Origin of the sequence: Clostridium sp. AF50-3, from assembly GCF_003477445.1 — a bacterium.
In the GTDB taxonomy this organism is placed as follows: Bacteria; Bacillota; Clostridia; order Lachnospirales; family Lachnospiraceae; genus Otoolea; species Otoolea fessa.
Genome location: NZ_QUDH01000018.1, coordinates 1 through 25,503, shown reverse-complemented (window position 1 = coordinate 25,503; position 25,503 = coordinate 1). Strand labels below are relative to the sequence as shown.

22 protein-coding genes, 3 tRNA genes, 5 pseudogenes and 1 other annotated feature are annotated in these 25,503 nt (G+C 51.4%); of the genes and pseudogenes, 20 read left to right on the top strand and 10 right to left on the bottom strand.

From position 1 onward, the window contains the following. Positions 1-76: 76 nt before the first annotated feature. From DW085_RS15820 to DW085_RS20695, 4 genes and pseudogenes are all read right to left on the bottom strand, one after another. Positions 77-877 carry an ATP-binding cassette domain-containing protein gene (locus tag DW085_RS15820; RefSeq protein ID WP_022358462.1) on the bottom strand — a complete coding sequence of 267 codons (801 nt, stop codon included), beginning with the start codon at positions 875-877 and terminating at the stop codon, positions 77-79. After that, positions 871-1,790 (bottom strand): annotated as a pseudogene (locus tag DW085_RS15815) (ABC transporter permease). The gene DW085_RS15820 and the pseudogene DW085_RS15815 overlap by 7 nt, the downstream one beginning before the upstream one ends. A gap of 232 nt (positions 1,791-2,022) precedes the next feature. After that, positions 2,023-2,640, bottom strand: coding sequence for an ABC transporter substrate binding protein (locus DW085_RS20700; protein ID WP_347475126.1), 618 nt, complete (start codon positions 2,638-2,640; stop codon positions 2,023-2,025). Then, positions 2,625-3,002 (bottom strand): hypothetical protein, encoded by a 378-nt coding sequence (locus DW085_RS20695; protein ID WP_347475125.1) that lies wholly within the window; start codon positions 3,000-3,002, stop codon positions 2,625-2,627. Before DW085_RS20695 ends, DW085_RS20700 begins: the two co-directional genes overlap by 16 nt. Positions 3,003-3,191: 189 nt before the next feature. Further along, positions 3,192-3,442, bottom strand: a binding site (T-box leader). Between the two features lie 286 nt (positions 3,443-3,728). Here DW085_RS20695 and DW085_RS15805 point away from each other — a divergent pair. Next, positions 3,729-3,801 (top strand) — tRNA-Phe (locus tag DW085_RS15805). A gap of 22 nt (positions 3,802-3,823) precedes the next feature. Then, positions 3,824-3,894, top strand: a tRNA-Gly gene (locus tag DW085_RS15800). 183 nt (positions 3,895-4,077) lie between these two features. Here DW085_RS15800 and DW085_RS19995 read toward each other — a convergent pair. The 4 genes from DW085_RS19995 to DW085_RS15785 form a co-directional block, all read right to left on the bottom strand. Then, on the bottom strand, positions 4,078-4,575 hold the full coding sequence (locus DW085_RS19995) for a hypothetical protein (RefSeq protein ID WP_243034065.1): 498 nt from the start codon (positions 4,573-4,575) through the stop codon (positions 4,078-4,080). Then, the gene (locus DW085_RS19990; RefSeq protein ID WP_243034064.1) at positions 4,548-5,210 is read right to left on the bottom strand and encodes an SLC13 family permease; all 663 of its coding nucleotides are present in this window, start codon (positions 5,208-5,210) and stop codon (positions 4,548-4,550) included. The genes DW085_RS19995 and DW085_RS19990 overlap by 28 nt, the downstream gene beginning before the upstream one ends. 101 nt (positions 5,211-5,311) lie before the next feature. Next, a tRNA-Gly gene (locus DW085_RS15790) sits at positions 5,312-5,384 on the bottom strand. Between the two features lie 96 nt (positions 5,385-5,480). Next, positions 5,481-6,164: a YitT family protein gene (locus tag DW085_RS15785; protein ID WP_243034063.1), complete on the bottom strand. Its 684-nt coding sequence runs from the start codon at positions 6,162-6,164 to the stop codon at positions 5,481-5,483. A gap of 139 nt (positions 6,165-6,303) precedes the next feature. Between DW085_RS15785 and DW085_RS15780 the strand changes: the two genes are divergently transcribed. The 3 genes from DW085_RS15780 to DW085_RS15775 all read left to right on the top strand — a co-directional run bounded on the left by DW085_RS15780 (position 6,304) and on the right by DW085_RS15775 (position 8,140). Further along, positions 6,304-6,933 carry a DMT family transporter gene (locus DW085_RS15780; protein WP_347475124.1) on the top strand — a complete coding sequence of 210 codons (630 nt, stop codon included), beginning with the start codon at positions 6,304-6,306 and terminating at the stop codon, positions 6,931-6,933. Next, positions 6,930-7,193: a DMT family transporter gene (locus tag DW085_RS20690; RefSeq protein ID WP_347475123.1), complete on the top strand. Its 264-nt coding sequence runs from the start codon at positions 6,930-6,932 to the stop codon at positions 7,191-7,193. Before DW085_RS15780 ends, DW085_RS20690 begins: the two co-directional genes overlap by 4 nt. 137 nt (positions 7,194-7,330) lie before the next feature. Then, positions 7,331-8,140, top strand: a complete 810-nt coding sequence (locus tag DW085_RS15775; protein WP_107000835.1) for a hypothetical protein — start codon at positions 7,331-7,333, stop codon at positions 8,138-8,140. Between the two features lie 297 nt (positions 8,141-8,437). Here DW085_RS15775 and DW085_RS15770 read toward each other — a convergent pair whose 3' ends face one another. Together DW085_RS15770 and DW085_RS15765 are read right to left on the bottom strand one after the other, a co-directional pair. Further along, positions 8,438-9,148 carry a response regulator gene (locus tag DW085_RS15770; protein ID WP_118469028.1) on the bottom strand — a complete coding sequence of 237 codons (711 nt, stop codon included), beginning with the start codon at positions 9,146-9,148 and terminating at the stop codon, positions 8,438-8,440. Between the two features lies 1 nt (position 9,149). Further along, positions 9,150-10,415, bottom strand: a complete 1,266-nt coding sequence (locus tag DW085_RS15765; RefSeq protein ID WP_118469030.1) for a DUF4118 domain-containing protein — start codon at positions 10,413-10,415, stop codon at positions 9,150-9,152. Between the two features lie 295 nt (positions 10,416-10,710). Between DW085_RS15765 and DW085_RS15760 the strand changes: the two are divergent. The 15 genes and pseudogenes from DW085_RS15760 to DW085_RS15695 form a co-directional block, all read left to right on the top strand. Beyond that, positions 10,711-11,582 (top strand): annotated as a pseudogene (locus DW085_RS15760) (methionyl aminopeptidase). 424 nt (positions 11,583-12,006) lie between these two features. Then, a complete protein-coding gene (locus DW085_RS15755) occupies positions 12,007-12,948 on the top strand; it encodes an AEC family transporter (RefSeq protein ID WP_022358670.1) in 942 nt (313 codons plus the stop codon). Positions 12,949-13,285: 337 nt separating this feature from the next. Beyond that, entirely contained in the window at positions 13,286-13,594 is a 309-nt protein-coding gene (locus tag DW085_RS15750) for a hypothetical protein (RefSeq protein WP_107000830.1), read from the top strand. 19 nt (positions 13,595-13,613) lie between these two features. After that, positions 13,614-15,629: a V-type ATP synthase subunit I gene (locus DW085_RS15745; RefSeq protein ID WP_118493581.1), complete on the top strand. Its 2,016-nt coding sequence runs from the start codon at positions 13,614-13,616 to the stop codon at positions 15,627-15,629. Between the two features lie 2 nt (positions 15,630-15,631). After that, on the top strand, positions 15,632-16,099 hold the full coding sequence (locus tag DW085_RS15740; RefSeq protein WP_022358667.1) for a V-type ATP synthase subunit K: 468 nt from the start codon (positions 15,632-15,634) through the stop codon (positions 16,097-16,099). A 45-nt stretch (positions 16,100-16,144) separates the two neighbouring features. Further along, positions 16,145-16,738, top strand: a complete 594-nt coding sequence (locus tag DW085_RS15735) for a V-type ATP synthase subunit E (RefSeq protein WP_118493578.1) — start codon at positions 16,145-16,147, stop codon at positions 16,736-16,738. A gap of 27 nt (positions 16,739-16,765) precedes the next feature. After that, the gene (locus tag DW085_RS15730) at positions 16,766-17,740 is read left to right on the top strand and encodes a V-type ATPase subunit (RefSeq protein ID WP_107000827.1); all 975 of its coding nucleotides are present in this window, start codon (positions 16,766-16,768) and stop codon (positions 17,738-17,740) included. Further along, positions 17,733-18,052, top strand: a pseudogene (locus DW085_RS15725) (V-type ATP synthase subunit F). The gene DW085_RS15730 and the pseudogene DW085_RS15725 overlap by 8 nt, the downstream one beginning before the upstream one ends. Positions 18,053-18,076: 24 nt before the next feature. Beyond that, entirely contained in the window at positions 18,077-19,846 is a 1,770-nt protein-coding gene (locus DW085_RS15720; RefSeq protein ID WP_118493575.1) for a V-type ATP synthase subunit A, read from the top strand. Continuing rightward, positions 19,847-21,220, top strand: a complete 1,374-nt coding sequence (locus tag DW085_RS15715) for a V-type ATP synthase subunit B (protein ID WP_022358662.1) — start codon at positions 19,847-19,849, stop codon at positions 21,218-21,220. It begins immediately after the preceding gene. 113 nt (positions 21,221-21,333) lie between these two features. Next, positions 21,334-22,003 (top strand): annotated as a pseudogene (locus DW085_RS15710) (V-type ATP synthase subunit D). 332 nt (positions 22,004-22,335) lie between these two features. Further along, on the top strand, positions 22,336-23,055 hold the full coding sequence (locus DW085_RS20245) for a family 10 glycosylhydrolase (RefSeq protein ID WP_284525759.1): 720 nt from the start codon (positions 22,336-22,338) through the stop codon (positions 23,053-23,055). Between the two features lie 2 nt (positions 23,056-23,057). Next, positions 23,058-23,576 (top strand): family 10 glycosylhydrolase, encoded by a 519-nt coding sequence (locus tag DW085_RS20240; protein ID WP_284525758.1) that lies wholly within the window; start codon positions 23,058-23,060, stop codon positions 23,574-23,576. 294 nt (positions 23,577-23,870) lie between these two features. Next, a complete protein-coding gene (locus DW085_RS15700) occupies positions 23,871-24,791 on the top strand; it encodes a sugar phosphate nucleotidyltransferase (protein ID WP_118493572.1) in 921 nt (306 codons plus the stop codon). A gap of 195 nt (positions 24,792-24,986) precedes the next feature. Further along, positions 24,987-25,503 (top strand): annotated as a pseudogene (locus DW085_RS15695) (hypothetical protein); the annotation flags it as partial.

The window sequence follows — 25,503 nt, the reverse complement described above, 5'->3', positions numbered from 1 at the left end:
ATATAAAAAAGTCCCATCCTTATGCAGATTCAAATCTGAAAGGATGGGACTTTTTGAATTTTTTGCTTTTTTAAAATTATTCCGACAATAAAATCCGGTCATTATCCAGCGCGTGGCCTGCGCCGGTCTTGAAGCGGGCGATCAGATCCTCGACAGTCATGGAAGCGCGCTCTGCGCCGCCGACGTCGAGCACGATATTTCCGTTTGCCATCATGAGCGTGCGGTTTCCGAGCTCCAGAGCCTGGTTCATATTGTGGGTGATCATCAGGCAGGTGATTTTCTCCTCAGCAACGATATTTTTCGTCAGCTCCAGTACTTTTTCAGCTGTTCCCGGATCGAGGGCGGCAGTGTGCTCATCGAGCAGCAGAAGCTTCGGCGTGATGAGGGTTGCCATGAGCAGGGTGAGCGCCTGGCGCTGACCGCCGGAGAGAAGTCCGACCGGCTGGGTCATCCGGTCTTCAAGCCCCATATTTAAGAGGGAGAGGCGTTCGCGGAACGCATCCTTATCTTTCTTGGAAATGCGGGAAAATGGCGATTTCCCCTTTGCGGTCCGCAGATAGGCGAGGGCAAGATTTTCTTCGATCGTCATGCCCGGCGCCGTTCCCTTTAACGGGTCCTGGAAGAGGCGGCCGACCATCAGGCTGCGCTTGTGCTCCGGCATATAGGTGATGTCCTCGCCGTCCAGCTCGATAAAGCCGTCATCGACGTAGAAGCTGCCGGCAATCGCATTGAACAGGGTCGATTTTCCGGCGCCGTTGGAACCGATGATTGTCACGAAATCGCCGTGATCCAGATGCAGGGACAGCCCGGAGAGCGCCTGTTTGGCGTTGACAGTTCCCGGATTAAAGGTTTTTGATATCGACTGAATATTTAACATGCTCCGTGTCCTCCCTTCCGGCGTGCCGCTGCATTTTTACGTGTCTGGAATGCCGCCCATTTCCGGATCGTCGGAAATGCGATTGCCAGCGCTACGATCACAGCGGTGACCAGTTTCAGCCCCTGTACAGGCATGATTTTTGTATACAGGACGATAGCGTAGATAAAACGGTAAATAATCGAACCGATGACGGTGGCGATGACACCTCTTGCCACGCCGCGGCGTCCGAGGACGGTTTCACCGATGATCAGGCAGGCAAGACCGATCACGACGATACCCGTGCCGCCGTTGATGTCGGCGGTATTCTGGTACTGACCGACCATTGCGCCGGAGAGTGCGGTCAGCGCATTGGCGATGCATAAGCCGACCGTAATGGTAAATGTCGGGTTGATCGAGGAGGCGCGCACCATGTCAATGTTGTTGCCGGTTGCCCGGATGGAGAGTCCCAGACGGGTACCGAGAAAATAGACGAGCAGTGCGCCCGCAAGCACAGTTACGCAGATTGCCAGAAGTGCTTCATACCAGTCACCCCCGATACCGGTTTTCTGAAGCAGGGAAAAGATGGTCTCTGTCTTTAAAAGACTCACGTTGCACTCCAGCCCATTACCATCAGATTGATGGTGTAGAGTCCCATATTGGTGATGATACCGGCGAGAATGGACGGCACGCCGAGACGGGTCTGCTGAAATGCGGTAACAAATCCGGCGCAGATGCCTGCAAGCATGGCAGCCGGAACCGCGAGGAATGGATGCCCTGCCGCAGCCATTGTGACGGATACCGCTGTGCCGAGGACGAAACAGCCGTCCGTCGTCATATCCGCGATGTCCAGTATGCGGAAACTCAAGAACAGCGCCATCGGCACCAGCGCATACAGAAATCCCAGTTCCAGAGCGGTTTGTAAAATATGAAGCATGGGAAATTACCTCCGTAGAATGATTTGTACTCCCAGAGCGTTCATAAGGCAGATGCGCCAGCCGCGTGGTAAGCGGGGGATGCGGCTGGCGTCTGGTCTGTCTTACGGTTCTGAGAGTACATGAAAGTCAGTCAAATGAAAATCAAAGTGCCGCCGGATGAGGGGTATTAGTCCTCGGTGGTCGTAACCTCTACAACATCGCCAAAATCTTTGAATACAGCTGTGTCGATATTCAGGCTTTGGCAGTCTCGGTATTTACGGTTACGATGCCGCCTTCTGCGGTGTAGTAGTCTTCCATGCCGTCCATGCCTTCGGTGATTGCCTGATAAGCAAGGTCAGCGGTCTGTGTACCAAGAGCCGTGTAGTTGACGCCGCAGGTGGCAAATGCACCATTGCGGACGAAGGAATCAGCGCCGGCATAGTGCGGGATGCCTGCATCGGCCAGATCCTTGAAGATAGCCAGCTCAGCTGCCATGATGACATTGTCGGTAGGAGTGAAGACAGCGTCTACTTTGTCAGCAACCAGGGAGGAGGCAGCGGTAATTACTTCGTCGTTGGTATTTGCAGTCTGCTCGGTGTAGGAGATGCCTTTTTCGTCTAAGTATGCCTTTGCATCCGCGATCGGTTTGGTTGAGTTTGCCTCGGATAAGGAATATAAAAGCCCCACATTTTTAACATCTGGGTTTGCGGCAAAAATCATATCCATGATTTTCTCGGTGTTCAGCGCATCGCTGGTACCGGTTACATAGTCGATGCCGGTCAGCTCAGCGGCTTCCGGATCGGAAACAGCGGCGTAGACAACCGGTGTCTGGGTCTGCTGTGCGGATACGGTCGCTACCTGTGCAGCCAGGGTCGCAATCGGATGATGGCGTCAACACCGTCAGCAACCGCCTGATCACCAATCTGCTTTAAGGTTGTCTGGTCATTCTGGCCGGAGTACAGCTCGTAGTGAATGGTTACATTGTTATCCTCGGCGATTTTATCTAACTCTGCCTCGACTGCATTTGCAATCTCATCAAGGGAAGCGTGGTCGAGCTGTTTGACAATCGCTACATTATAAATTTCTTTGTCCGCGGAAGCTTCCTGAGAGGTTTCAGCGGTGGTGTCTGCTTCGGAAGCGTTGCTGGATGTGCTGGAAGAGCATCCTGCGGTTGTCAGTGTCAGGGCTGCGGTGCATCCAAGTGCAAATAATTTTTTCAGATTCTTTTTCATAGTCATTTTCTCCATTCTTTATTCTTATTTTGATATTTGTTTTGGATGGCAGATGTATCAGTCTGCCTTGCCGGAGCAGAGTAAAGAATGTGTCTGGAAAGAAGATTCTCTTTGGTTTGGCGCCGCGCGCCGTGATGAAAGATTTTACTGAGAATGTTTCCAGAAACTAAAAAACGCCTCTGTCCCCATACATGGGACAAAAGCGTAAACTTCTGCGATACCACCCAAATTGACATTTGTGAAAATGTCCACTCGCTTACACGTACCATCATACGTGCCCCGATGGATAACGGGTGGGGTCCCGTCAGCCCCTACTGAAACAATCGTTCAAGGCTGCCCTCGGAAGTCCATTCACTGACGGTAAGGCGTTCCGTTTCCACCATCCGGAACTCTCTGTGGCGATACATAGGTCAGATACTCCTCTTCCTCATCGGTTTATCTGTGTTCTTCGTTACATGCATTATAAACACACCCAAAAGGATTTGTCAACCATCAAAATCAAAAAGATGCAGGAAAATGAAAAAGAGTCGGTTTTTCCATTGTTTACGGAAAATTTGGAGATGAAGATGTGGACGCTGGCTGTGCGGCAGGAACAGCAAGTTGAAAAAGTTTTTGAAAAAATTTAGAAAAGTAGAAAAAAATAGTTGACATTTAAAAGACTCTCTAGTATAATAACTCATGTCGCTGAACAAGAGCGAACATGAGAATCACAGGATTCCTCAGGATGCCCAGATAGCTCAGTTGGTAGAGCAGAGGACTGAAAATCCTCGTGTCACTGGTTCGATTCCGGTTCTGGGCATTACAATTTCATAATTTATCATGCGGGTGTAGTTCAATGGTAGAACACCAGCCTTCCAAGCTGGATACGTGGGTTCGATTCCCATCACCCGCTTTTTTGTTGTTTAAAATTAAGAAAGCCCCCAGAGTTGCCGCTCTGGGGGCTTTCTTGTTTCATAGGAAATTACGTCCTATGAAACAAAAAACGCTCCGCGAGGATGTGCACTCGCGCGAAGCAGGAACATGTCGCAAGCGACCGCGCGAGACGCCCGGATGTGCCAAGGCACATTCTTTTTTATCAGATGCTATAAAAAACCAGAAAATATACCGCCATCAGGACTGCTAGAAATCCCGCATTTGCAATCGTGAACCAGCGGAAGTAGATTCCTTTTTTCTCTGGGCAGGAGCGGACGATATATTTGTAAGAAATAAGACTCGCCATGGATGCGATCAGGGTGCCGAGACCGCCGAGGTTAGTTCCGATCAGAAGGGAAACTCCTTTTTCGGTAAATCCGGACAACAGGATGGCGGCCGGAACGTTGCTGATTACCTGGCTGGCCAGAACGGAGACTATCACTTCGTGTCCCGTGATCATACTGGAAAGCAGGGAGCTTACCGCAGGAATGTGTTTCAGATTCCCGATGAAGATGAAGAATCCGATAAAAGTCAGGATGAGAGAGTAATCCACCTGACAGAAGATCTTCGGGTCTGCCAGACAGCCAATCGCCAGAATGCAGATAAACAGGATTGGAAGCGGCAGAAGACCGGCTACGGTGCAAAGGCACAGGAAAAACATTCCCAGACAGCAGAAAAGGCAGCGTTTAGGAAAGGTCTCATCGGAGGTGTATCTCTACCGGCTGTATCTAGTGAGATAGTCTCCCTTGGTGTAAACATTGTGACGAGCAGCAGCAAAACCAATGAAAGCAGCGAAAATGGACCGATGCTCCGGATAAATGTATCAAGTGAAAGCTCAAAGTGGGAATACAGATACAGGTTCTGGGGATTCCCCACCGGAGTTGTCATGCTGCCGAGATTGGCTGCCAGTGTCTGGCAGACGACAACCGGAACGATCCGGTCTTTGCGGTTTACCATCCGCAGTAGTTCCAGAGCAAATGGAACGAAGGTAATTAAGGCCACATCGTTGGTGATCAGCATGCTGGAAAAGAAACACAGAAGAATCAGAAGCTGTTCCAGCTGCCTGAGTGAATGGATTCGAAGCAGCAGTAATTCCCCGAGCTGTCGAAAGAAACCGATGTTTTGGAGGCCTGTGGTTGCTGTCATCAGGCCAAAGAGCAGGATCAGTGTGTGCAGATCCAGATATTTCAGGTATCCGGCGGACGGTGGTATGATAAACATGGAAAGGACAGCCAGAGCCAGGGCGATGGTTAAAACGGTATCCTTTTTGAGAAAAGAACTTACTTTTTGTATCATGGTAAAATACTCCCTTGAAAAGAAAAAGTGTAACTGTGACCAGTAACGAAAATAGCGGAAACCCTCATGAAAATGAAAAGGTTTCCGCTATAAATAAAAAGAGCGCGAGACGGGACTCGAACCCGCGGCCTCGACCTTGGCAAGGTCGCGCTCCACCAACTGAGCCACTCGCGCATTTCTGAAGCATCGCTTCAACGAGTTATATAATATCATAGGTCGGTTGATTTGGCAAGCGTTTTTTTAAAAAAATCAAAAAATATAGAAAATTCATTACTGTTCACGGGTAGGCACGTTTGAAACCGGGAGAACCGTATGAAAACGATCAAGTTCCATATTTTCCACTGGATGTGTTCCCGCGGTCTGCACAAACCCGATGATCTGTCCGGACAGGAGTACCGTGAGGATGGAATATACCATGCGGTTTAACGGAATGTAGCTCAGTGAAAGCACCAGTACAGCAAAATCGGACAGGAGGTAGATCCACTGGATTTTGATGTGCGTCACGTGGGAAAGGCTCATCGCAAGCGCATCGTCCCCGCCCGGGGCACCGCCGATCCGCACGCAGAGCCCGGCACCGACGCCGACGAAGACCGCGCCGAGCAGGGATGCGGCAAGCGGCATATCGGCAAGCTGCGGCCACAGGGGCGGAAACTGCTCACAGATCCGGTAAGACAGGGAGAAGCTGGCGCTGGAAAGAATGGAGTAGGCGATGAACTGCCGCCCCAGAAGTTTCCATCCCATCGCGTAGCAGGCGAGGTTCATGATGAAGCCGGACACGGATGGGGAGATATGGAACCAGTGATCAAGCAGAAGCGTCATTCCTAAGACACCGCCCTCGGTGACACCGGAAAAGGAATGGACATGGTACAGGCCAAATGCCAGAAATGCACTTCCAAACAGTGCAATCAGGCAGGATTTTAGTTTTAAATCGAGGGAATGGAATAATTTCAGCAAAATAACAGGCTCCTTACAAATGATAGTGTTGTTAATGGTTTCTCTATTTTAGTATGGAAACAAATTTGTGTCAAGAATAGACAAAAATGTGGGATGTGCGTATACTGGAAGATAGGAAGACGGAAAGGGGAATGAAAACATGGTAGAAAATCATCCGGACACCCGGAAGCAGGAATACCGCGGAATTGCCTGCCTGGTGCTGTCTGCGTTCTGTTTTGCGCTGATGAGTATGTTTGTACATTTGGCGGGCGATCTGCCGTCGATGCAGAAGAGTTTTTTTCGCAATCTTGTGGCGGCGCTGGCAGCGGTTGTTTTGCTTTTGCGGGCGGGAGAGCCGTTTCGTATCCGCAGGGAAGATCTGCCGTATTTTCTGATGCGGTCAATTTTCGGCACGATGGGAGTGCTGTGTAACTTTTATGCGGTGGATCATCTGGTGCTGGCGGACGCATCGATTCTAAATAAAATGTCGCCGTTTTTTACAGTGCTGTTCAGCTGGCTGATCTTAAAGGAAAAAGTTATGCCAATTCAGCTTTCGCTGATCTTCGGTGCGTTTCTCGGCAGTATATTCGTGGTAAAGCCGACATTCTCCAATCTGGCACTTGTGCCGTCGCTGCTGGGCTTTTTCGGCGGCATCTGCGCGGGCGCGGCGTACACGATGGTGCGGAAACTGGGAGAGGCAGGAGAAAAGGGACCGGTGATCGTGCTGTTTTTCTCGGTATTTTCCTGTGTGGTTGTGCTGCCGTGGCTGATTTTTGACTATCATCGATGACCTGGCAGCAGATGGGGATCCTGCTTTTGGCGGGCTGCGCGGCGGCGGGCGGACAGTTTGCGATCACGGCGGCATACCGCTATGCCCCGGCGAGCCGTATTTCCATCTACGATTATTCGCAGCTGATCTTCTCGACGATGCTCGGTTTCTTCATCTTCGGGCAGGTGCCGGACGGCTGGAGTTTCCTAGGATATGGAATTATCTGCCTGATGGCAATTTTCATGTTTGTGTATAACAATCGGAAGGAAAAGTGCCCGTAGATACGCTTTACAAGCGTTGTCAAATTATATATACTGGAGATAAAGCCGGTGTGAGTTCCATGTTTCAGAGAATAAAGTTCTGGAATAAAGTGGATTGCCGACATGGTTCGAAAAATGGTTTACAGGAGGGAATAGGAATGAAAAAATTAGCAACCGCACTTGTGAGTGCAGCAGCCATTATGACAATGTCAACAACCGCATTTGCAGCCGAAAATCCGGCGGAGGTATTTGACCGGGTGATGGAGAAGAACAATACGATTCAGTCCGCGGAGATTCAGAGCGGCGTCCATTCGGTCATACTTGCAAAGGATGTCATTCCGGACGGTCAGATGAAAGTTGATATGGCGATGCATGCAGAGATGGATATGCAGGATACCACCGATCTCAAGTACCTGGCACAGGTCGCTTCCTCGATTCTGGGACAGGACAGCTATTCACAGGTTTTTTATACGGACGGCTACTATTACGTAGATGCCAACGGTGTCAAACTGAAATACCCGATGCCATTAGAGCAGATCATATCCTCCGTCCAGACCGGAGTCAACACCAGCAATATGGAATCCAGCTATATGAAGGGCATTTCCTTAAACGAGGTCAATGGAAAACGTGTGCTGGCATATGAGGCAAATCCAAAGAAGCTAAACAAGAACGTCAAAGAAGCCCTCGGAACCGTGATGAACACACTCGGCACCGATGTCAATCTGGACATGAACATCCAGGAAATGAAAGGCGCTTACGTGCTGGATGACAACGATTACATTATCTATATGACAAACTATATCGTATACAACATGGAAGTCCTCGACCAGCCGATGACCTGCATTACTCTGATGGAGACCGAAGTCCAGAACCCGGGCGAGCCGGTCGTAGTGACACTTCCATCCACGGATGGCTATGAAGACTTAATTGGTTTATACGATGGAGTCATTGAAAGCGAAGTAGAATAAAAAACAGACAAAAACAAAAATAGACAATCAAAAGCCAGCCGAGCAAAGCAAAGGCTGGCAGGCAAAAGCGATCCATAACATAACAAGAGGAAAGTGGCGTCCGGGAATCTGTAGAGCCAGCGTTCCAATTATCGATTGTACGCATCCCACGCCAGCTGTCCGGCTGGGGCGGACATTTTTGTCCGATCCAGACGAACAGATGTAGCGAAAGCAAGCGAACAATGATAATTGGAGACGCAGGCGGCGCAGATTCCCGGACGCCTCTTTTTGCATCACGACAATCAATCAATCTATCTATTACTGCATCTCATCCTCAATCATCCGATACCCAATCCCGATCTCCGTAAACACATACTGCGGTTCCGCTGGATTCTGCTCCAGTTTCCTTCGAATATGTGCCATATTCACGCGCAGAATACTGTTATCATCGTCCGCATACGGCCCCCAGATATTCGAAATAATCGTATCATACGTCATGACTCTGCCGGAATTCTGTGCCAGCAGGGAGATAATCTTAAACTCGATCTGCGTCAGATGGACATCCCTTCCATCAACCGATACCAGATGTTTTTCAAAATCGATCGTCAGTCCCTTTGCATGGAATGGGCGCTTATAAAGCGGAGAAGCTGTGTTTAAGCGGTTGCTGTGGCGCAGGGCAGTCCGGATGCGCGCGAGAAGCTCGGAGGTGCCGATCGGCTTGGTCAGATAATCATCCGCGCCAAGGTCGAGCGCACGTACCTTTTCCTGTTCCTGCGTGCGGGCGGAGAGGACGATGATCGGGACGCTGGACCAGGTGCGGACCTGGCGGATGATCTCTATGCCGTCCATGTCTGGAAGCCCCAGGTCGAGGAGAATCAGATCCGGGCACTGGGACGTGATGATCGGAAGTGCTTCTTTTCCCGTGTGTGCGGTGGAAATGCGGTAATCCTGTGCGGACAGGGAGGTGGAGATGAAGTCGCAGATGTTTTTTTCATCTTCTACTAATAAAATAGAAAGTTTATGTGTCATGTTATTTGTCCTCCTTTGGAAGGGTAAAGTAAAATTCGGCACCGCGCGTGTGGTTGATTGCCTTGATTTCGCCGCCGTGGGCGAGAATGATCGTTTTACAGATGGAAAGCCCGATTCCCATGCCCTTTCGTCCATCCGGCGAAGTGCTGGTCGTCGAAGAAGAGCCGTCAAAGATGGTTGCCAGCTTCTCCGGCGGGATGCCGACGCCGTAATCGCGCACGTGGAAAATCGCATAGTCGGAAAGTGATTCCACATAGCACTCGATCGGCTCGGTGCTTTCAGCATGGACAACGGCATTTTCCAGCAGGTTGATGAGAACCTGTTCGATGAGGACGGCGTCCATCGGGACCATCAGGAATTCCTCCGGCACGCGCACATGGATATTGGCATCTGGAAGTCTCTTTTTTAAGCGGATCATCGCCTCGGAGAGAACTTCCTCGACCGGTTCTGAGGTCTTAGTTACCTTTGCCGTCTCATTGTTGATACGCGTGACGGAGAGCAGGTTTTCAACCATGTTTAAGAGCCAGTTAGAGTCCTCAAGAATATGGCGCACCAGCGCATTTTTCTCAACCTCCGGGAGGCTGCTTCCATTTTCCAGATATACGGTACTGGAACCGATGATGCTGGTAAGCGGGGTGCGGAGATCATGGGAGATTGCCCGCAGCAGGTTCGCCCGCATCTTTTCTTTTTCCGCTTCCATCAGCATCTTTTCACGTTCTGCCAGCACGCGCGCCTGTGTTTTCATGTTGCTTGTGATGGCGCTTGTAATGCTGGAAATTGAAAACATTGCCACGAAGGTAATCGGATAGCCGGCCATCGTGAAATCCAGCGCGAAATACGGATACGTGAACAGAAAATTGACGCAGACAACGCCGACAAAGGAGGAGAACAGACCGAAGCTGTATCCGTCCGTAAAACGCGCTACCAAAAAGACCGCCAGAATGTATGTTAGCGCGATGTTGGCAGTCGGATTTTTGAGCGCATGAAAAAAGCAGAACGCGATGATCGTGGCGGTACCCATGAAAAACAGGGTAAGTCCCCAGCTCTGTATGTATGTCGGAAGTGCACAGAATTTTTCAACGATCGGGCGGGTCCGGAACCAATTTTTTAAGGCGTCAATTTTGTGTGGATATGTTTCGCTGCCATTGGAAGTGCTGGTATCCGGAGAGTTGGGTTCGGCTGAACCTTGAAGGCTGCTGGCTGATTCTGTTTTCAGGAAAGTTTCATTGGAAGTTCCAGAAACAGAAGGTTTACTTGAATGTTTCATTTAAATAAAGAAAGTCTCCTTTCAAAAAATTCATATGGATGCTTCTATTATACAATGTTTCTTCTGAAAAATAGAGAGGAAGACTGTTAAAAAGTTGAAAAAATCGTGAAAATTTGGGATAAAAACAGTAACACAATTATTGAGAATCTGGCTGGATAAGGGCGATTTCATTGCATTTTCAGCGTCGGTGTGTTAAACTCCAAACAGTCTCCCGAATGAGGGAAGCAGGCTGACCCGCCTGTTAGAAAGTGACAAACGGGCTGCCGGAGTGCAGGACGAAAGGAATGAAAGTAAGATGAAAAAATTAGGAAGAAATGATCTGTGCTGGTGTGGAAGTGGAAAGAAGTACAAACATTGCCATGAGGCGTTTGACGAGAAGCTGATGGAGGCGGCGGATGCCGGACACCAGATTCCGGATCACGACATGATCAAGACCCCGGAGCAGATCGAGGGGATCCGCGAGAGCTGCAAAATCAATGTGGCAGTTCTGGATTATGTGGCTGAGCATATCAAGGCTGGCGTCACAACCGAGGAGATCGATCAGTGGGTATATAATGAGACGACCCGCATGGGCGGAATCCCGGCGCCGCTTGGCTATGAAGGATTCCCGAAGAGCGTGTGCACATCCATCAATGATCAGGTCTGCCACGGCATTCCGTCAGCGGATGTCGTATTAAAGGATGGAGATATCATCAACGTGGATGTTTCGACCATTTATCACGGCTATTATGCGGATTCTTCCCGTATGTTCTGCATCGGAAATGTCAGCCCGGAACATAAAAAACTGGTGGATGTTGTCAAAGAGTGTGTGGAATTAGGTCTGGAGCAGGTAAAACCGTGGGGCTTCATGGGCGATATGGCGGAAGCGGTCCAGAAGCATGCGGAAGAAAATGGCTATTCTGTGGTTCGTGAGATTGGCGGTCACGGCGTCGGCATCGAGTTCCATGAGGATCCGTGGGTTGGATATATTGGCCAGAGAGGCACCGGCATGATGTTTGCACCGGGCATGATGTTCACGATCGAGCCGATGATCAATGAGGGAACCGAGGAAGTATTCGTGGACGGCGATGACGACTGGAGTGTATACACGAAGGATGGAAAAGCATCCGCCAGTGGGAGATTCAGGTGCTGGTAACCGAGGATGGCCATGAGGTGCTTTCCTGGTAGTTTGCAGAGTACATAAAAAGAGACGGCGTCAAACCGTCTCTTTTTTGTACCCAAGGTGGGGGTTCTTCACAGCCGAAGGGGGATAAAAGACTGCGAAGAAATATCTATATAAAGGAAATTGTTGTTAGTCGAGCCAGATAACGATTGCGCGCATCTTGTAGTGTCATCTGCCTCATTGATGTTATGCCATTATAATACTGGATAATTGTGTCCATATTTTGACCAATATCTAAAATAAATCTAAACGAGTATTACATAATTCGAAACTTTTTCGGAAGTGTTTATGAGGCTGGCACGCTTGAATTTTTCTTGTCGATTTCTTGGATGGGGTATATAATAAATCTGGTGATTAAAGGGGTGCGGCCTGACTGGATAGAAACCGCGTCCAGAACAAAGCAATTAAGAAGAAAGTGGCAGGAATTATATGGAAAATTTTTTATTTGCACTTAATACAGTCCTTCCGTTTCTGCTCTATATCGCATTTGGATATGGAGTCAGGATGTCGGGGCTGGCGGATGAGGATTTTATGAAGCGCCTGAATAAGGTGATCTTTCAGGCATTCTTTCCGATTCTGATGTTTAACAACCTGTATTCCATTCCGGAGGGAATGACATTAAATCTGCGCCTGGTGGCAGTCGCCATTATCAGCGTGCTGCTTTTGCAGGCGGTTCTGCTTGCTGTGGTTCCGCGTCTGGTAAAGGAAAATGAGCGGCGCGGCGTTATCATCCAGGCGATTTACCGCAGCAATTTCGTCCTGTTCGGCATTCCGCTGGCAACCAGCGTGTTCGGTGAGGAGGGAACACTGCTGGCGACGATGATGGTGGCGATCGTGATTCCGGTCTACAACATAACGGCGGTCGTGATTCTGGAATTGTTCCGGGGCGGCAAGGTCCCGGTTTTCGTTTTGATTAAGAATATCCTGAAAAATCCGATGATCCGCGGCGCGCTCATGGGCTTTATCTTCCATATGTTAGGGATTAAACTTCCGGTTTCCGTGGAAGGACCGATCAAGCAGTTTGCCAATCTGACAACGCCGCTGGCACTGTTCGTACTGGGCGGAACGCTGCATTTCAATGCGATCGGCGGCAATCTGAAATATGTGGTTCCGTCGATGACCGTCAAGATGGTGATCCTGCCGGCAGTGATTCTGGCGGTTGCGACGCTGCTCGGCTTTTCCGGTGTGGAACGTTTTGTTTACTTTGAAATGTACGCGACTCCGGTTGCGACGGCGTCCTATGCGATGGCGCAGAACATGGGCGGCGACGGCGAGCTGGCGGGACAGTTTGTCGTGTTGAGCACGGTCGCCTCGGTTGTGACGATCTTTTTGTGGGTCTATTTCCTTAATTCGATCGGGTGGCTCGCATAAAAATAAATATATAATAGGGGACTGCCAGACAGTGGTTTGTGGAAGAGCAACAATTGTCTGGCAGCTTTTTTTGTGGAAACAAACACTGTTTTTCATGAGAACCGAAATTTTTTTTCATAAATTAAGATGTATGTATAATCTTTTCAAAATTAAAACATTTAATAGACAAAACTGATTGAAAAAGTTATAATAGTATACAAATGCGAGAAAACTTATTTATTTTCCATGTGCTTTTGATGCTTCGAATCAGCGAATTGTATGGAATGGGAGGATGTGAAACATAATAAGGATATTGCATTATTGTTGAAAAAAAATTAGGGGAAAAGGTGGTGGTTCAATGATCAAGGAGACGATCCAGGCGGTCGAGGACGCAGAGGCGAAGGCATCGGAACTGGTCGCGCAGGCTTCGGAGGATGCACGCCGCGTTAAGGCGGAGGCGGAGGCAGAAGCGGATCGAATGCTCGCAGATGCACAGAAAAGGGGGAAAGAAGCAGCTGTGAAGCAGGAAGAAGAACTGACTCTCAGAGGGGAGGAGTACGTAAAACAGGCACTGGCAGAAGCCGAGGCGGAGTGTCAGACGCTCAGAGAGACGGCGGACAGACGGAAACCGGAGGTGGTTGACCGGCTCATAGCGGAACTGGTCTAGTGAATGGAGGGATGTAGATATGGCAGTATTGCAGATGCAAAAGCTATGTATCTGTGCCCTGAAGAAGGACCGTAAGTCCCTGATGGAGTTTCTGCAGGCTGCCGGAGTGCTGGAGCTCTCTGCGGAGGCGGAGCCGGACGAGGTATTTAAGCGGACGGACACGCTGGAGGATCGGCAGAAGTTTGAGCGAAATGCGGCGACGGCGGACCGCGCATTGGAAGTGCTTGCCGCGGTGGTTCCGGAGGAAACATCGATGCTTGCTGGGCTTGCCGGAAAGCCGCTTGCAAAGGCAGGCGCGTACCGGGAGACGGAGGCGAACGCAGAGGCGCTTTTAGGTCAGGCGGAACGCATTTTGAACCTGCAAAAGCAGATCACGGAGGAAAAGACTGCGGCGCTTAGACTGCTGGCGGAGGCGGAAAGCCTGAAACCGTGGCAGAAGCTGGAGATTCCACTTGCGTATCAGGAGACGAAACGGTGTGCTATCTTAGCTGGCGCGGTCGGCGGAGGCGCTTATACGCAGGAAGAAATTTACGCTTCGGTGGCAAAACAGGAGCCGCAGCTTGAAAAATGGGAGCTGGAGGTTGTCGGAAGCGATGCCGACCAGACCTGCATTGCGGTAATTTGCCTGAAAGAGGACGAGGAGAAGCTGGAGACAGCACTCCGGTCGATTGGATTTGCCCGTCCGGCGCGTCCGGTGGAGGAAGTTCCGGCAGCTTACGCTAAGAAACTCAAAGCGCAAGCGGCAGAGCATGAGGGACGCGCGGCAGCGACGGAAGAAGAACTGAAACAGTGCGCTCCGGCGAGGGAAGATTTGAAATTGTTATCCGACTATTACCGCCTGAGGGCACAGAAGTATGAGGCGCTCGGCGAGATCTTACAGTCGGAAAAAACGTGTATGATCACGGGATTTATCCCGAAGCGCGATGCGAAAGGACTGGAGGAGAAGCTGAATAGCCGGTTTGAACTTGCAGTGGAAAGTTCAGATGTGCCGGAGGATGAGGAAGCACCGGTGCTTCTCTCCAACGGAACCTTCGCGGCGTCGGCGGAGGGCGTGACCGCGTCCTTTGGCTTACCGGCGAAGGGGGAGATGGACCCGACCGGCATCATGGCAGCGTGCTATGTATTTTTGTTTGGTCTGATGCTTTCAGATGCGGCATACGGATTTATTGTATTTTTGATGTGTTTCCTGGCACTTAAGAAATTCCCAAGGATGGAAGAAAACCTGCGGAAATCACTGCGGCTCTTTATGTACTGCGGACTTTCGACCCTGTTCTGGGGCGTCATGTTCGGCGGTTATTTCGGAGATGCGGTGGACATCGTGAGCCGGACGTATTTTGGACATACGGTGACGATACCGGCGCTCTGGTTTGTCCCGCTAAATGACCCGATGAAGCTTTTGGTTTATTCGATGTTATTTGGCGTGATTCACTTATTCCTGGGGCTGGGACTGAAAGGATATATGCTCTTAAAGGATGGCAAGGTTGTGGATTTTATCTGCGACGTGGTACTCTGGTACCTCCTGCTTCTGGGGCTGATCCTGATGCTGCTTCCGACGGAACTGTTTGGTTCCATCGCGCAGATGAATATCGTATTCCCGCCGGTGCTTAATTCGCTGGCAAAGGGAATGGCGATCGTGGGCGCGCTGGGAATTCTGGTGATGTCGGCGCGCGACAAGAAGAATCCGCTCCTGCGGCTGGCGCTTGGCGCATATGATTTGTACAATATTACCGGATGGGTGTCGGATGTGCTTTCCTACTCGCGCCTTCTGGCGCTCGGACTGGCAACCGGCGTTATCGCATCGGTTATCAACCAGATGGGAAGTATGGTTGGAAATAATGTATTTGGCGTGATTGTATTTATACTGGTATTCTGCTTCGGACACCTGTTTAACCTGGCGATCAACCTGCTCGGCGCGTATGTGCATACCTGCCGTCTGCAGTACGTCGAGTTTTTCGGAAAGTTCTATGAGGGTGGCGGAAAGGCGTTCCGTCCGTTTAAGCAGATAACAAAATACGTGGAAATCAAGGAGGATTAAATATGAGCGGAATTGTATTTGCATTGTTGGGAGTTGCAGTGGCGGTTATTCTTGCAGGTATGGGTTCAGCCTACGGCGTAGGCGTGGCAGGTCAGGCAGCAGCCGGAGTCGTAACCGAGGATCCGGATAAATTCGCGAAGGTGCTTCTGCTCCAGCTGCTTCCGGGTACCCAGGGTATCTACGGTCTGCTGGTTGGTTTCATCGCTCTTTCTAAGATTGGTCTTCTTGGCGGCGGCGCTGACATGAGCATGTCGATCTCCCAGGGACTCTTATATCTGGCAGCATGCCTTCCGATCGGCGTGGTTGGTCTGGTATCGGCGAGACATCAGGGAAGAACGTCGGTTGCTTCCATCGGTATCGTAGCGAAGAAACCGGAACAGTTTGGTAAAGCGATGCTGTTCCCGGCGATGGTTGAGACCTATGCGATTCTGGCACTTCTGGTTTCGATTCTGGCAATCAATGCACTGTAATCTGGCACGGCGGAAAGAATCAAAATCAGTTAAGGAGTGAAGCGTATGAATGGATTAGATAAGATTATTGCTCAGATCCTTGACGATGCAAAGCAGGAATCCCTTGCGATTCGGGAAAAAGCAGCCGGTGAAGCGGAGACGACTCTTGCGGCAGCCGGTGAAAAGGTAAAAAAGCTGGAGGAAGAGCAGGCGAAATCGGCGGCGCAGCGTGAAAAAAGCTATGAGGAACGGCTTCGTTCTTCGGCGGCGCTAAAGAAGCGCCAGGCGATCCTTGCGGAAAAGCAGGCGATCATCGAGGAAATGCTTGCGGCGGCACACAAGGAGCTGCTGGCAAAGCCGGATGAGGCGTATTTTGCATGGATGGAGCAGCTTCTTTCCCGGTTCGTGACGGATCGGGCAGGAGAAATCTATGTTTCAAAACGTGATTTAGAGCGGATGCCGGATGATTTTCCGGCAAAGATAGAGAAGGCAGCGCAGGAAAAGGGCGGAAGCCTGGTACTGAAAAAAGAACCGAGGGAGATCGACGGGGGCTTTGTTCTGGTGTATGGCGGTGTCGAGGAAAATTGTTCTGCCGGGGCGTTGTTTGCGTCGCAGCGGGATGAGCTGGCGGACAAGGTACATGCGATGCTGTTTGGATAACGGCGGGAGAAGGTAAGGAGGGCTTATATGTCTGATACAAAATATGCCTACGCGGTCGCCCGGATCCGGGCACTGGAAAATGGGCTTTTTTCCTCCGCACAGATTGAACAGCTGCTGTCCGTAAAAAGCTACGAGGGGGCGCTGCGTTTCCTGACCGAACACGGCTGGGGGGATGCAGATACACCGCTCAGCGCGGAGGCGATCCTGACCCGGGAGAAGGCGAAATCCTGGGAGACGGTCCGCGACCTTTTGAAGGGCGACGACGCGATCCTGGCAGTGCTTTCCTACGGGGATCTCTACCACAATTTAAAGGCGGCGATCAAGGATGCAGCGGCGCCGGGCAGCCACGGCAATGTCTATTTTGACGACTGCGAGGTGGACGGCGCGCGGATGTCGAAGATCGTGGCGGAGAAGGACTGGCAGGCGCTTCCGGCACATATGCGGGAGGCGGCGAAGGAAGCCAGCGAGACATTTCTGCACACGGGCGACGGGCAGCTCTGCGATATCATTGTTGACCGGTCGGCGCTCGCAGCTATCTATGAGTGCGGAAAGAATGCGTCCGACGCGATCATCCGCGATTATGCCGAGACAACGGTCGCGGTGGCGGATATCAAGATAGCGGTGCGCTCCCAGAAGACGGGAAAACATCTGGATTTTATGCGGCGCGCGATGGCACCGTGCGATAGCTTGAATATCGAGCGCCTGTCACAGGCGGCTCTTGGCGGTGTCGGCGCGATCTGCGAGTATCTGGAAGGAACCCGCTATGGGGGCGGCGCGCAGGCATTAAAGGAATCGCCGTCGGCGTTTGAGCGGTGGTGTGACAATCAGCTGATCGAGACGATCAAGCCGCAGAAATACAACCCGTTTACGGCGGGACCGCTGGTTGCCTATATACTGGCGAAGGAAAATGAGATCAAAACGGTCCGTATCATCCTGACCGCCCGTCTGAACGGTCTTGAGGAGGAACAGATTCGGGAAAGGATAAGGGAGATGTATGTATAAGGTTGCAGTAGTCGGAGATTACGACAGCATCTACGGATTTGCGGCGCTGGGACTGGAGACATTTCCGGTGTCCGATGTAAATGAGACGGAGAAAGTATTTCTGGAACTGGCTTCTGGTTCCTACGCGGTGATCTATATCACCGAGGCGGCGGCTGCCGGGATTGAGACAGCCATCGACGCTACCGGGAACAGCCGCTTCCGTCCGTGATCCTGATTCCGGGGATTTCCGGGAATACGGGAAAAGGCGTGGAGTCGGTCAAGCATTCGGTGGAACAGGCAGTTGGATCGGATATTCTGTTTGGAGATGCATGATAGAAAGGTGGGTGAAACCTTCCAATGAGCAAAGGAACGATAAAGAAGGTAGCAGGACCGCTGGTTATCGCCAGCGGGATGCGGGATGCCAATATGTTTGACGTCGTCCGCGTCAGCGACGAACGTCTGATTGGCGAGATCATAGAGATTCACGGAGATGAAGCGTCGATTCAGGTATATGAGGAGACTTCCGGTTTAGGACCTGGCGAGCCGGTAGAGTCGATGGATGTGCCGCTTTCGGTTGAACTGGGACCGGGACTCCTGACGAGTATCTACGATGGAATCCAGCGACCGCTGGACGATATCATGAAGGAGACGGGCAGCAACAACTTAAAGCGCGGCGTTGAGGTTCCGTCCTTAAAGCGTGATAAGAAATGGCAGTTTGTGCCGACCGTGAAAGCGGGCGACAGCGTGGAAGCAGGCGACATCATCGGTACCGTGCAGGAGACGCTGATCATTGAGCATAAAATTATGGTGCCGTATGGTGTAAAAGGTACGGTCAAAGAGATCAAGAGCGGTGAATTTACGGTGGAGGAAACCGTAGCGCTCATTGAGACGGAAAACGGCGAAAAAGAGCTTACGATGATGCAGAAATGGCCGGTTCGGCGCGGACGTCCGTACCAGACGAAGCTGCCGCCGATAAAACCGCTGATCACCGGACAGCGTGTCGTTGACGCATTTTTCCCGATCGCCAAGGGCGGCGTGGCAGCTGTGCCGGGACCGTTCGGAAGCGGCAAGACCGTCATCCAGCATCAGTTAGCGAAATGGGCAGAGGCGGACATTGTTGTTTACATCGGCTGCGGTGAGCGCGGCAACGAGATGACGGATGTTTTAAATGAGTTCCCGGAGTTAAAGGATCCAAAGACCGGGCACTCCCTGATGCAGCGGACCGTGCTGATTGCCAATACTTCGGATATGCCGGTAGCAGCCCGCGAGGCATCAATTTACACGGGTATTACGATCGCAGAGTATTTCCGCGACATGGGTTATTCGGTGGCACTGATGGCGGATTCCACCTCCCGATGGGCGGAGGCGCTGCGAGAGATGTCGGGCCGTCTGGAAGAGATGCCAGGCGAGGAAGGTTATCCGGCCTACTTAGGAAGCCGTCTGGCACAGTTCTATGAGCGTGCAGGTCATGTCATCTGCCTTGGCAGGGACGGACGCGAGGGCGCCCTGTCCGCAATCGGAGCCGTATCCCCGCCAGGCGGCGATATTTCCGAGCCGGTTTCCCAAGCGACGCTGCGTATCGTCAAGGTATTCTGGGGACTCGATTCAGCGCTGGCATACAAGCGCCATTTCCCGGCGATCAACTGGCTGACCAGCTATTCCCTGTATGTGGACAATCTGGGAAAATGGTTTGATGAGAATGTATCGGATGAGTGGATGAGCTGCCGCCAGGGTCTTATGAGCCTTCTGCAGGAAGAGGCAGAGCTGGAGGAGATCGTAAAGATGGTCGGCATGGATGCATTATCCCCGATCGACCGCCTGAAAATGGAAGCGGCGCGCTCGATCCGTGAGGATTTCCTGCATCAGAACTCCTTCCATGAGATTGACACGTATACACCATTGCAGAAACAGTTCCGCATGATGAAGCTGGTGCTGGCGTTCTATGAGCAGTCGAAGAAAGCGCTGGAAGGCGGCGCTTCCATCCAGAATCTCATCAAGATGCCGGTGCGCGAGCAGATCGGACGTTTTAAATATACGAAAGCAGAAGACGTGGAGAAAGAGTATCAGGCGGTCCTCGATGAACTTGCGAAAGAGGTTGCCGATGCGGCTGGAAAGGGGGCATTCTAAATGCCGAAAGAATATAGAACCATACAGGAGGTTGCAGGTCCTCTGATGCTGGTGCAGGGCGTGGAAAATGTTACCTATGACGAGTTGGGTGAGATCGAGCTGGCGAGCGGCGAAAAGAGACGCTGCAAGGTGCTGGAGATCGACGGCGGCAATGCGCTGGTACAGCTTTTTGAGAGTTCCACGGGTATCAACCTTTCAAATAGTAAGGTGCGTTTTTTAGGCAGAACGATGGAACTTGGCGTATCGGAGGATATGCTGGGACGCGTCTTTGACGGTCTGGGCAATCCAATCGACGGCGGTCCGGAGATCCTGCCGGAGGAACGCCGCGATATCAATGGTCTGCCGATGAACCCGGCGGCGAGAAGCTATCCGCAGGAGTTTATCCAGACGGGTGTTTCCGCGATCGATGGTCTGAATACACTGGTTCGCGGTCAGAAATTGCCGATTTTCTCGGCGTCCGGTCTGCCGCATGCGAATCTGGCAGCCCAGATTGCGAGACAGGCGAAGGTGCGCGGCACGGACGAACCGTTTGCCGTTGTCTTCGCGGCGATGGGTATCACCTTTGAGGAAGCGCATTTCTTTACCGAGAGCTTTAAGGAGACGGGCGCGATCGACCGTACCGTCCTGTTTATCAACCTGGCAAACGATCCGGCGGTTGAGCGTATCGCGACCCCGCGTATGGCGCTGACGGCTGCCGAGTATCTGGCATTTGAGAAAAATATGCACGTTCTCGTTATCCTGACGGATATCACAAACTACGCGGATGCGCTGCGAGAGATTTCGGCTGCCCGCAAGGAAGTTCCGGGACGTCGTGGTTATCCGGGTTATATGTACACGGATCTTGCATCCCTGTATGAGAGAGCCGGACGCCAGAGAGGCAAGAATGGTTCGATCACGATGATTCCGATCTTAACCATGCCGGAGGATGACAAGACGCACCCGATTCCGGACTTAACCGGATATATTACCGAGGGACAGATTATCTTAAGCCGTGATCTGTACCGCAAGGGCATCACACCGCCGATTGACGTACTTCCGTCGCTGTCCCGTCTGAAAGATAAGGGAATTGGCGAGGGCAAGACGCGTGCCGACCATTCGAACACCTTAAACCAGCTCTTTGCGGCGTATGCGCGCGGCAAGGAAGCAAAGGAACTCATGGTGATCCTGGGCGAGGCGGCATTGTCCGATGTTGACTTAATCTATGCAAAATTTGCGGACGCCTTTGAAAAAGAATATGTTTCCCAGGGCTACAATACGGACCGCGATATCGAGGAGACGCTGCGGATTGGCTGGAAACTGCTTTCCATCCTGCCGAGAAGCGAGCTGAAACGTATCGATGAGAAGTATCTGGATCTGTATTATGGGAAAGAGTAAAAATGCCTGTGCATGGCGGATGCGCTTGAAAACGAAAGCGGCGTGTCATAACGCGGCTGCGGGAGCTGGCGGATCTGTTGTGACAAAGTGATTGCAGGAGAGAGGTGGTACGCATGGCATCGACACAGGTCAACCCGACCCGAATGGAGCTTACGAGGCTGAAAAAGAAGCTGGCGACAGCCACGCGGGGACATAAACTGCTGAAGGATAAGCGGGATGAGCTGATGCGCAGTTCCTGGATCTGGTCCGGGAAATATGGCGCTGCGCCAGAAAGTGGAGGCGGGCATCCGGAGTGCGAATGTGAATTTCGTCATCGCTAAAGCCGGGATGTCCGAGCAGGCGTTAAATACCGCGCTTGCCGCGCCGAAACAGGCGGTTTATCTGGAAGCAGACAAGAAAAACGTAATGAGCGTCGATATTCCGGTGTTCCATTATAAGACCCGGACGGCGGATGAGAACGATATTTACTCGTATGGATTTGCGTTTACTTCGAGCGATCTGGACGGGGCAGTCAAGTCGCTGGCGGACATTCTGCCGGATATGCTGCGGCTGTCCGAGACAGAGAAAGCCTGCCAGCTCATGGCAGCCGAGATCGAGAAAACGCGCCGGAGAGTCAATGCGCTGGAGCACGTAATTATTCCGGAGGCGCGCAAAAATATCAAATATATCACGATGAAGCTGGATGAAAATGAGAGAAGCACGCAGATCCGCCTGATGAAGGTAAAGGATATGATGCTGGAGGAGAAGCATCATTATAAGGAGAAGCGGGAGCTTTGTTCGTGATGATGAAAATGCCTCTTCTGGCGGCTTTAGGGCTGTCAGGGGAGGTTTTTTTGCACATAGTTGTGAAAATGACGGGACGAGCCCACGAGGTTCGAACCGCCCTTTCGATATACCTTTGTTCGCTTGCTTTCACTACAGATGTTCGCCCATGACGGACTGCGTCCGCCCTGTTCGGACACCTGTGTTCAAGATGCGTACAAAGATATATGAAAGGCGGTTCGGACCTCGCGGGCTCGTCCCTGTGTATTGGAAAAATAAAAGAGACAGAAAAAAGTAAAGTATTTATTGGAAATATTTGGTAGAATAGGAGGAAATGAGGGGAGGAATTTTGCATGGCAAAGCAGGTACAGAGGGCGATCGGCTGGGTGGCAGCATTTCTTTTGGCGGTGGGGATGTTGTTCCTGCCGGTTTCGAAGGCGTATGCGGGTCCGGTATCGGGCGGCAGTCCTGGAAGTGGAGAGATGAGAGGTGTCTGGGTTTCGTATCTGGACTGGAATGGATGGGCGAAGGATGAGGCTGGATATAAGAAGGCGATGGATCAGACACTGGACCTCTGTGTACAGAAGGGGTTAAATGCGGTTTTCCTACAGGTTCGCCCGGATGGAGATGCGATGTATCCGTCACAGTATTTCCCGTGGTCGAAATTTGCCTCTGGAAAACAGGGAAAGAATCCGGGGTATGATCCGCTGGCATATGCGGTGCAGGCGGCGCATCAGCGGGGCTTGCAGCTTCATGCGTGGATCAATCCGTACCGGATCACGGGGTATCTGAACCGTTATTCGGATCTGTGTGCGTCAAATCCGGCGATCGCGTGGGCGAAGGACGGGGACAGTTCGAATGACCGGTGGGTATTGTGCCAGAATGGTGAGTATTATTACAATCCGGCGATTCCGCAGGTGCGCCAGCTGATTATTGACGGTGTGAAAGAGATCGTGACGAATTATGAGGTGGACGGCATCCATTTTGATGATTATTCTATCCGAATCTCGATGACAGCAAGGCGGAAACATGGTTTGATTATCCAGAGTACCAGGCGGGCGGCACATCGCTGAGTGTGGCGGCGTGGAGACGGAATAATGTCAATGAGCTGGTAAGGGGCGTTTATAGTGCGGTCAAGTCGATCCGTCCGCAGGCATTGTTCGGTATCAGCCCGGAGGGATATTTACAGAACCTCCGAAAAGATACCCGCCAGTTTACAGATGTGGATGCGTGGATGACCCAGAGCGGCTATGTGGATTACCTGATGCCGCAGATTTACTGGGGATTTGAGGCGAAGCAGAACGGCCAGGCAGCGGGCTATGCGTTTGCAAACTGCCTGAATGAGTGGGTGACGCTGAAAAAGAAGGGCAATGTGAAGCTGTATGTCGGTCTGGCGCTCTATAAGACCGGAACAGATGCAGTGGACGGCAACGAGGTGCCGGAGTGGCAGCGGTATCATGATATCATGAAGCGCGAGGTGCAGGCTGGACGGGCAACCGGACAGGTGAGCGGTTACTGCTTCTATGATTTATCGTCCCTGACGCGTGCGGCGGCAGCGGAGGAAGTGGCGAATGTGACGGCGCTGTTCCATTAAGTGCTCCCAGATAGTTACTGTTCACGCATACGTGCCCAGTAACGGAATTTGCCGTGGCTTCGCATTTAAATACGGCAAATTCCTGCTGCCACCACGTTTTCTTACGGCACTTTCGGTTCCCAAAGTGCCTACCCGTGAACGGTAACCATGATACCTTGTTGGGGAAATGGAAACCCCTGTGGATGATTGCAACCACAGGGGTTCTGTGCTATACTGGACATACGATTGCAGTAAAAATGTTGTTGTTTACATAATGTTCAGATGGCAGCAAATATACGGACGAGGAGAGGGAAGATGAAAAAAACAGCACTTGTCATTATGGCAGCCGGAATCGGAAGCCGTTTTGGCGGAGGGATCAAACAGCTGGAGTCGGTGGGTCCGAATGGGGAGATCATTATGGATTACTCTATCCATGACGCGCTGGAAGCTGGATTTGACCGGATTATCTTTGTGATCCGTCATGATTTGGAGGAGGACTTCAAAGAAGTGATCGGGAACCGGATTGAGAAGATTGCGCCGGTGACATACGCATTCCAGGAGCTTTCGGATGTACCGGAGGGATTCAGTGTCCCGGCAGACCGGAAAAAACCGTGGGGAACTGGACAGGCGATTTTGAGCATTCGCGGACTGGTCGAAGAGCCATTTCTGGTGATCAATGCGGATGATTATTATGGAAAAGAAGTGTTCCGAAAGATTCATACATACATGGTGGAACAGATGGACGTGAACGCACCGGTGTATGATATCTGCATGGGCGGCTTTATTCTGGCAAATACGCTCAGCGAGAACGGCGGCGTGACACGCGGCGTCTGTGAGGTGGGCGAGGGAGAGATTTTAAAACGCGTAACCGAAACCTACAATATCCAGAAGACAGCGGACGGCATGACGGCGACGGACAAAGAGGGGAATCCGGTTTCGGTTCAGGAGAACCAGCATGTATCGATGAATATGTGGGGACTCACACCGGGCTTTGTGGAGGAGCTGGAAAAAGGATTTCCAGAGTTTCTTGCGGGGCTGAAAGAGGGCGACGTGAAGTCGGAGTACCTGCTTCCGACGATTATCGATCAGATGATCCACGACGGGCGCGCAAGGGTGAAACTTCTGGAGACGCACGACTGCTGGTTTGGTGTGACCTACCGTGAGGATAAGGAGAGCGTGACGGAGTCGATCCGGGCGCTGATCCGTGATGGCGTGTACCCGGAAAAACTGTTTTGATAATTTGAGGAACAGTTTAAAGAAACAGAATTATTTGAAAAGATAAAACATCATGAGAACGATACTGCGAAATGGTGCAGCTGATTCGGCTGTGCAGAGGATAACGTGAAAAACGGTACGTGAGAATAACATGATACGCATAAATCCTGCATAGGATACCATGTAAGCCTTGAATTAAGGGGGAATGGCAGTCCGATGCAGGATTTTGCATATTTTAAGAGTCTTTATCCGGCTGCATGTAAGCAGATGCAGCTTTGCGTGGAAGCGGTCTGTGATGAGCTGGAGTATGAGGGGAGTCCCATCTATGATGAATATCCGGATCGGATCTTTCTGGAAAAACTGACAAAACGGGCACTGGAAAAATGGCAGAAGGTTTATCCGGCTGGAACGGAAAGGACGGATACACTGACGAACTATATAAAGGCGGCGGACGTGGGCACCGTATCCACAGAAGAAGGAACGGCGATGGTGGAAAATTCCCTGAAAATAGATTCTCCTGGTGGAGAAAGAGAAGAGAATCTGGCGGGAACCAGCATACAGCCGCATCTTCCTGGAAATGATGTATGGTATGGACCACTTCGGGGCGAACAGAAGGGCGGAAACGCTGGATATATGGTGTGGGAGGCGGATGAGCCGAATCTGACCGCGCAGGAGCGCCGTCCATGGAGTCCGCCGCCGGGACCGCGCCCGGGAGGACCGGGAAATCCGTGGG